Annotated in this window: 8 protein-coding genes; 3 read left to right on the top strand and 5 right to left on the bottom strand. The window is 68.0% G+C overall.

What is annotated here, in order from left to right; translation table 11 throughout:
* Positions 1–252: 252 nt before the first annotated feature.
* Positions 253–1710, bottom strand: a complete 1458-nt coding sequence (locus QT386_RS05010) for an MFS transporter (RefSeq protein WP_289272642.1) — start codon at positions 1708–1710, stop codon at positions 253–255.
* Positions 1711–1875: 165 nt separating this feature from the next.
* A complete protein-coding gene (locus QT386_RS05005) occupies positions 1876–2295 on the bottom strand; it encodes an MAPEG family protein (RefSeq protein ID WP_289272641.1) in 420 nt (139 codons plus the stop codon).
* A 311-nt stretch (positions 2296–2606) separates the two neighbouring features.
* Between QT386_RS05005 and QT386_RS05000 the strand changes: the two genes are divergently transcribed.
* Positions 2607–3026 carry a hypothetical protein gene (locus QT386_RS05000; RefSeq protein ID WP_289272640.1) on the top strand — a complete coding sequence of 140 codons (420 nt, stop codon included), beginning with the start codon at positions 2607–2609 and terminating at the stop codon, positions 3024–3026.
* A 103-nt stretch (positions 3027–3129) separates the two neighbouring features.
* Here the strand turns inward: QT386_RS05000 and QT386_RS04995 are convergent, their stop codons facing one another.
* The 3 genes from QT386_RS04995 to QT386_RS04985 are packed head-to-tail and all read right to left on the bottom strand — an operon-like array spanning position 3130 to position 4669.
* Positions 3130–3306, bottom strand: a complete 177-nt coding sequence (locus tag QT386_RS04995) for a rubredoxin (protein ID WP_289272639.1) — start codon at positions 3304–3306, stop codon at positions 3130–3132.
* Positions 3303–3479, bottom strand: a complete 177-nt coding sequence (locus QT386_RS04990) for a rubredoxin (RefSeq protein WP_289272638.1) — start codon at positions 3477–3479, stop codon at positions 3303–3305. The genes QT386_RS04995 and QT386_RS04990 overlap by 4 nt, the downstream gene beginning before the upstream one ends.
* A gap of 2 nt (positions 3480–3481) precedes the next feature.
* On the bottom strand, positions 3482–4669 hold the full coding sequence (locus QT386_RS04985) for an alkane 1-monooxygenase (protein WP_289272637.1): 1188 nt from the start codon (positions 4667–4669) through the stop codon (positions 3482–3484).
* A gap of 110 nt (positions 4670–4779) precedes the next feature.
* Here QT386_RS04985 and QT386_RS04980 point away from each other — a divergent pair, with 110 nt between their 5' ends.
* Together QT386_RS04980 and QT386_RS04975 are read left to right on the top strand one after the other, a co-directional pair.
* A complete protein-coding gene (locus QT386_RS04980; protein ID WP_289272636.1) occupies positions 4780–5796 on the top strand; it encodes an AraC family transcriptional regulator in 1017 nt (338 codons plus the stop codon).
* A 147-nt stretch (positions 5797–5943) separates the two neighbouring features.
* Positions 5944–6882, top strand: a complete 939-nt coding sequence (locus QT386_RS04975; RefSeq protein ID WP_289272635.1) for a DegV family protein — start codon at positions 5944–5946, stop codon at positions 6880–6882.
* The last annotated feature ends 119 nt before the right edge of the window (positions 6883–7001 follow it).

The raw sequence follows: 7001 nt of genomic DNA, 5'->3' as shown, positions 1-7001 counted from the left end.
TAGTGAGAACCGGCGTGCGGCTCCAGGCTCTCCCACGATCGCTCGATCAAGGGTTTATCGGGCGCGCACGCCGGGCTCTCGACACCAGATTACGAAAAGACCAAGAGATAAGGGTTTCTGTAAATCCCGGGTTGATTACCCAGGCATATCTTTACAGCAGCCCTCTCCCTCGGTCCCTCTCCCGCAAGCGGGCGAGGGAAGAGAAGTTGCAGCTTTGATAGGTTGAGGAATCAGGGCAATCAGCGGGGCAATTCAATGCATCGCTGGTGAGGCTGCGCCTTCCTGCATCGGCTTGGGCTTCAGCAACAGCCCGCCGATGAACGCGCCCAGCGCCGTCAGCACGGCGCCGATCAGGAAGGCGCGGCGATAACCGCTGGCCAGTGCCTCTCGTGCCTCGGTGCCAGCTTGCTGCAGGCCGGAGGTGTGGGCGTCGGCAAAGCTTGCGAGTACCGCCAGGCCCAGAGCGCCGCCCATCATGAAGGCGGTGTTCACCACACCCGAGGCCAGGCCGGATTCGCTGGCGTCCACGTCGTTCATCGCGGCCAGCAGCACGGGGTTGAAGGCCATGCCGCCGCCCAGGCCCAGCAGCACCATGCCGGGCAGCACGTCGACCAGGAAGCTGCCGTCCAGCGGCGCGCGAGCGAACAGCGCCAGGCCTATCGCGGCGATCAGCAGGCCCAGCCACATCGGCGTGCGGATGCCGTAGCGCATCACCATGCGTGCCGACAGGCCCGCGGAGAACAGTGCCATGATGCCGTCGGCCGGCAGGAAGGCCAGGCCCACGCGCATCGGATCGTAGCCCAGCACGTGCTGCATGTAGAGCGCGCTGATCACGAACCAGGCGAACATGCCCGCGGCCCAGAGCACGGCGACGATGTTGGATACGGCGATGTTGCGCAGCCGGAACAGGCGCAGCGGCATCAGCGGCTCGGGCACGCGCGTCTCGATCACCAGGAACAGCGCCAGCAGCGCGGCCGCCGCGCCACCCAGGCCCAGGGTCTGCATGGAGGCCCAGCCCACGCGGTTGCCATCCACCACCGCATAAACCGCCAGGATCAGGCCCAGCGTGCCGGTGATGGCGCCGCCCATGTCGAGGCGGCCGCGCTGCTCCGGTAGCTTGTCGGCCGGTAGCAGCTTCAGGCAGTAGAAGTACACCGCCACGCCGATCGGCAGGTTGATGAGGAAGATCGACTCCCAGCCGAACCAGTCGGTGAGCACGCCGCCCAGCACCTCGCCCAGGCTGCCGCCGGCTGCGCAGACGAAGCCGTAGATGCCCATGGCCTGGGCGCGCTCACGCCCTTCCTGGAAGAGATTCATGATCAGCGACAGTGCCACCGCCGTGACAATGGCGCCGCCCAGGCCCTGCACCGCGCGCGCCACCACCAGCACCAATTGTGACTGCGCCAGGCCGCAGGCCAGGGACGCGCCGGTGAAGCCGGCGAGGCCGATCAGGAACCAGCGGCGCTGGCCGTAGAGATCGCCCAGGCGCCCGCCCAGCAGCAGGAAGCCGCCGTAGGCCAGCATGTAGGCGTTGAGCACCCAGACGATCGAGGTGCCGGAGAAGCCCAGCTCCGCCTGCAGGGTGGGCAGGGCCACGGTCACCACCGTGGTGTCCAGCACGATCATCAGCACGCCGGTGCAGAGCAGGTATAGCGCCAGCCAGCGGCCGCGGTCGGCTGCGGCGGCCGGTGGATGGGTCTTGTCGTTCATGGTCTTGGTTTCACATTCGGGCAGCCGGAGAGGTTCCGGCCGCGGTCCGTTCCATTGATGCGTCGAACGAAACAGGCCGGGATCGACAGCGGCGGTGAAAAAACGTTTCCCGGAACCTGGAAAGGCGCCTTCAGCTTGCCGACGCGGCAAGCGACACCGCAGGCATCAGAACACCAGCAGCGCCGCGCGGACTGTCAGTGCCAGCAGCACCAGGGAGGACAGCAAGAACAGCGCGAAGCGGATCTGGATGATGTTGATCAGCGCCTGCACCAGGCTGTGCGCCACGCGCATGCCGACATAGGTCCAGGCCAGGCCCAGGCTCAGCGTGGTGGCGTCACCGGCCACCGCCAAGGCCAGGCCCACGGCGTAGAACAGAGTGGGCTGTTCCATCAGGTGGTTGTAGTTGTCGGCCTTCCAGCGCACCTCGGCGGGGAGCTGGTTCATCTGCTCGCCGCGCGGAGCCTGGGGGTTCAGCACCATCTTGCTCTGGATGATGGCGGGGATGCGCGTGGCGTACATCCAGCCCCAGACCACGAAGGTCCACAGCACCAGGGCGATCACGGGGGCGAGCATCGGAGCGGTCATGGGAAAATCCTGGGCAGTGGCAGAAGAAGGTGCGCGCATCATGCCGCAAGCGCCCCGGGCCAGGAAAAGCCGGTGGCCATCCTTGGCCTCCGGTACCGCAGGAGAAGCGTAACGGGCGCATGGTTTGCGCGCCCGGCGAATGAGCCCAGCCTGCGCGTCAGCGCCCACAGGCCGCGCCTGTAGGAAAATTCCTCGTCGCTTTCGGGGTATGGAGTACGGCCCGGCCGTTCACCGGCTGCTCTCCGCCGCTCGTTCCAGATGGCCTTTGCGGTCATCGCACGCCGTGCGGTGCTTGCGCAGAATCCCTCGCCATGAACACGACCGCCCTCACGATCTCCCCGGCCACCGCCACGGTGGATACCTACCGCGACCTGCTGCGCGATATGGCCGGCGAAGTCGCCGACGCCACCGCCACGCTGCCCGCCGGCTACCGGCGCCTCTGCGCGGGGCTGGAGAGCTTCTGGGAGTCCGTGCGCGAACACCGTAGCACCCTGCGCCCGGTGGCGGAGAGCACGGAGGGTCAGGAACTGCTGGGCCGCATCGGGCGGCCGTTCCAGCACCTGCTGTACTCGGAGCTGGTGAACAGCGGCTGCGAGAACCCGGTATCGCAGTTGTCGCCGCTGATCGAGGATGTGCGCAGCATTGCGCGCGCGGAACTGCGCAGCGGCCGCCGTGCGCGGCAGCGTCGCCGGCAGTTGCTGGAGCGGGTTGGGGCGCACTGCAGGGCTTGATGGCTTGAGACGAAGAAGGCCCGGCTGATGACCGGGCCTTTCTGCTTTCTGGCTCCCCTCTCCCGCAAGGGGGGGAGGGGAGCGAGCTTTAGGGCAGAGCGGCTTACGCCGCCGCCTTCACGACCTGCATCTCGAACTCACCCTTGGCCGCTCCGCAATCCGGGCAGGTCCAGTCTTCCGGCACGTCCTCCCAGCGGGTGCCGGCGGGAATGCCGTCGCCTGGCCAGCCCAGTGCTTCGTCGTAGATCACGCCGCAGGTGACGCAGGCCCAGGTCTTCATGCGGCGGTCTCTTCCAGCTTCACGAAGTCCGGCTTCTCGCGCACCGCACAGTCCGGGCAGCACCAGTCATCGGGCAGGGCGCTGAAGAGGGTGCCGGCGGGGTAGCCGTTGTGGATGTCGCCCCTGCTCTCGTCGTAGACGTAGCTGCAGCCGTTGCACTCGTAGCGGTCCATGGTCAGGCCTCCAAGGTCTGGGGCTGCGCGGCGCCGTACTTCGCCAGGATCTTCTCCCGCACCGGCGGATGGATGTTGGCGCGGGTCACGTCGCCCTGGTAGTGGGCCAGCACGCGCTTGTCCATCAGCGAGCGCCACAGCGGCGGGATCATGGCCACCACGATCATGCCGGCGTAGCCCGAGGGCAGCTGCGGGGCCTGCTCGAAATGGCGCAGGGCCTGGTAGCGGCGCATGGGGTTGGCGTGGTGGTCCGAGTGGCGCTGCAGGTGGTACAGCATCAGGTTGGTCACGGTGTGGTTGCTGTTCCAGGAGTGCTCCGGCTTGCAGCGCTCGTAGCGGCCGCTGGCTTCCTTCTGGCGCACCAGGCCGTAGTGCTCTAGGTAGTTCACCACCTCCAGCAGCGAGAAGCCGATGAAGCCCTGGAAGATCAGGAAGGGCAGCACGATGGGGCCGAGCCACAGTGCCAGGCCGCCGAACAGCACCAGCGTCATCGCCCAGCTCTGCAAGTTGTCGTTGCGCCAGTTCCACACACTCTTGCCCTGGCGTTCCAGGCGCACCTTCTCCAGGTGCCAGGCGGAGGTCAGGCTGCCCCAGACGCTGCGCGGCCAGAAGGCGTAGAAGCTCTCGCCCAGGCGCGAGGAGGCCGGGTCTTCCGGCGTGGCCACGCGCACGTGGTGGCCGCGGTTGTGCTCCACGTAGAAGTGGCCGTACATCGCCGGGGCCAGGGTGATGCGCGCCAGCCAGCGCTCCAGGTTCTCGCGCTTGTGGCCCAGCTCATGCGCGGTGTTGATGCCCGCGCCGCTGACCAGGCCCACCGAAACCGCCAGGCCCAGGATGTCCAGTGCCGGCAGGCCGCCGCTCACCGCCAGCCAGGCGCCGCCGATCACGCAGATGTACTGCACGGGGATGAACAGGAAAGTGGCCAGGCGGTAGTAGCGGTCGTTTTCCAGCGCCGCCACGGCCGACTCCGGCGCGTTGACGCGGTCCTCGCCCACCAGGCGGTCCAGCAGCGGCAGCACACCGTAGATCACGACCGGGGTCAGCCACCAGAACAGGCCCATGCCGGTGGACAGGGCCAACGCCGCGCTGATCAGCGGCAGGGCCGGCCACAGCACGCCCATCATCCACAGGCCGCGCTTGCCGTCCTTCCAGGCCGCGGGGGTCTCGGTCACCAGGGTTTGAGTCATCATGTCGAATCTCCTCTCCAGAAGTCATTGCCTGGATCACATGCTGCGCCTGTGCTCCTCTGCAGACCTGTCATTTCTTGACATGAACTTGTCATTTCTTGACACTGTCTTTCATGGCCCAATACCCGGAACTGCCGGCCCGCTACTACCTGCGCATGGGAGAAGTGCTGCTGCGCATGGGCGTGGACCCCTTGCCGCTGCTGCAGCGCGCTGGCCTGCGCCGCGAGCAACTGCTGGCCGCGGACGCGATGCTGCGGCTGGACCAGGTGGAGAACCTGATCGCGGAGGCCGAGGCGGCGGTGGGGCGCAGTGACCTGGCCTTCGAGCTCGGGCGCTCGCTGCGCCTCTCGGCGCACAGCATCGTGGGCTACGGCATCCTCAGCAGCCCCACGCTGGACTACGCGATGCGCCTCACCTCGCGCTTCTTCCGGCTGATCTCGCCGACCGTGCGCATGAGCTACCGGCTGGATGCCGCGTCCGCCGAGATCCGCTTCGAGCCGGTGCTGCCGCTGAGCCATCGCGCGCTGGTGTTCCACCTGGAGACGGTGGCGGCGGGTATCCACAACGCGCTGCAGGAGCTGCTGGGCGAGCGCCTGCCGCGCTACCAGATGCAGATCTCCATCGCCGAGCCCGTGCATGCCGCGCGCTATGCCGACCTGGAAGGTGCGCGCGTGCAGTTCGGCTGGGATGGCACCGGCGTGCGCATGCTGATGTCCGCCGCGATCATGGGTCGCGCACCGGCGCTGGCGGACGCCACCGCGCTGAAGCTGGCCGAGGATCGCTGTCGCGCGCTACTGACCGACGCCGTGTCGGAAGGCCGGGTGGCCGACTGGATTCGCATGATGCTGCGCGAGGCCAGCGGCGGCCTGCCGTCGCTGGAAGATATGGCGCACACGCTCAACCTCTCTGCCCGCACGCTGGACCGTCATCTGCAGCGCGAGGGCAGCGGCTTCCGCGCGCTGCAGCAGGAAATCCTGCGCGAGCGCGCCTGCGCCCTGCTGGAAGCGGGCCGCCTGTCGGTCACGCAGATCGCGCACGAGCTGGGCTACACCGACGCCGCCAACTTCAGCCGCGCGTTCAAGCGCGACACCGGCATGAGCCCGCGCGACTGGCGCAGCCAGGCGCCCTGACGCACCCCTGCCGCCAGGGAACAGAGAGACGGCGCTCCGAAGTCATGTGAGCGCCTGTCCGGAATCGACACATCCGGCGCGGCATGACAACCTAGCGGTCTTAAAGCAGCCCGGCCCACCGGGCGCAGCGTATGGCGGGGAGAGCGGATGCGGACAGGGATAGTCGTCGACGCGAGCTGCGATCTGCCGCCGCGCTTCCTGGTGGAACACAACATCCAGGTGCTGCCCAGCTCGATCCATATCGGCGCCGAGCGGCACAGCGACGCGCGCGAGCCCAAGGCCACGCTGGACTTCTACACCGGCCGCATCGGCCGCCGCAGCCTGCAGGCGCGTACCGAGTCCTACCCTGTGGGGCGCATCCGCAACTTCTTCCTCGACCGGCTGGTGTCGGACTTCGACCACGTCATCTGCATCCCCATCTGGAAGGAACGCAGCCCGCTGCACGGCAAGATCACTGAGGCCTCGCTGGGCATCCTGTCCAACTACCGCGAGTACCGGGCGGACGCCGCGGCGCGCGCGCCGTTCTCCATGCGCGTGCTGGACTCCGGCACCCTGTTCGCCGGCCTGGGCGTGCAGGCCGCCGAATGTGCCGCCAAGGTGCAGGAAGGGCGCACCTACTTGGACATCCTGGCGCACCTGGGCGAGGTCAGCCGCCACACCGTCTCCTGCCTGGTGCCGGAAGACGTGGCCTACGTGCGCGAGCGCTCGCGCCAGCGCGGCGAAAGCGTGGGCTCCCTGCTGCACGTGGCCGGCCAGGCCCTGGGCATCAAGCCCGTGGTGGCGCTGCACGAGGGCCGCATGCGCATGGTAGCCAGCCGCCGCGGCTGGGAATCCGCCGCCAACTACCTGCTGCGCAGCGTGGCGCGCGTGGTGGAGGAGGGTTGGCTGGCCAGCCGCTTCGTCTGCGCCAGCTATGGTGGCGAGCCGGAGCGCATGGAGGAACTGGCCGGCTTCCGGGACCTGCGCGCCGCCTGCGAGGCCCGCGGCGTGAAGCTGCTGCTGTCCATCATGAGCGCCGTGGCCGCGGTCAACGTCGGCGCCGGGGCTCTGTCGGTGGCGTATTCGGGTGAAATGGCCTGGGATTGAGGGGTGCTCGCTGAGGCGGATTGCCGTTCGCCCTGAGCCTGTCGAAGGGTGAACGGCCGCACACCCGGGAAACCCCCATTTCTGCCGTCCCGGAGCTATCCTCCCCCTCAAATCTTCCG

The sequence above is a fragment of the Solimonas sp. SE-A11 genome (assembly GCF_030345715.1).
Lineage (GTDB): Bacteria > Pseudomonadota > Gammaproteobacteria > Nevskiales > Nevskiaceae > Solimonas_A.
Note: the sequence above shows the minus strand (reverse complement) of the source record. Positions and strands in the feature narration are given on the sequence as shown.

What these genes read in the sequence shown, in the direction of transcription:
- QT386_RS05010 (WP_289272642.1), bottom strand. Translation starts at nt 1,710, where the DNA reads ATGAACGACAAGACCCATCCACCGGCCGCCGCAGCCGACCGCGGCCGC.
- QT386_RS05005 (WP_289272641.1), bottom strand. Translation starts at nt 2,295, where the DNA reads ATGACCGCTCCGATGCTCGCCCCCGTGATCGCCCTGGTGCTGTGGACC.
- QT386_RS05000 (WP_289272640.1), top strand. Translation starts at nt 2,607, where the DNA reads ATGAACACGACCGCCCTCACGATCTCCCCGGCCACCGCCACGGTGGAT.
- QT386_RS04995 (WP_289272639.1), bottom strand. Translation starts at nt 3,306, where the DNA reads ATGAAGACCTGGGCCTGCGTCACCTGCGGCGTGATCTACGACGAAGCA.
- QT386_RS04990 (WP_289272638.1), bottom strand. Translation starts at nt 3,479, where the DNA reads ATGGACCGCTACGAGTGCAACGGCTGCAGCTACGTCTACGACGAGAGC.
- QT386_RS04985 (WP_289272637.1), bottom strand. Translation starts at nt 4,669, where the DNA reads ATGATGACTCAAACCCTGGTGACCGAGACCCCCGCGGCCTGGAAGGAC.
- QT386_RS04980 (WP_289272636.1), top strand. Translation starts at nt 4,780, where the DNA reads ATGGCCCAATACCCGGAACTGCCGGCCCGCTACTACCTGCGCATGGGA.
- QT386_RS04975 (WP_289272635.1), top strand. Translation starts at nt 5,944, where the DNA reads ATGCGGACAGGGATAGTCGTCGACGCGAGCTGCGATCTGCCGCCGCGC.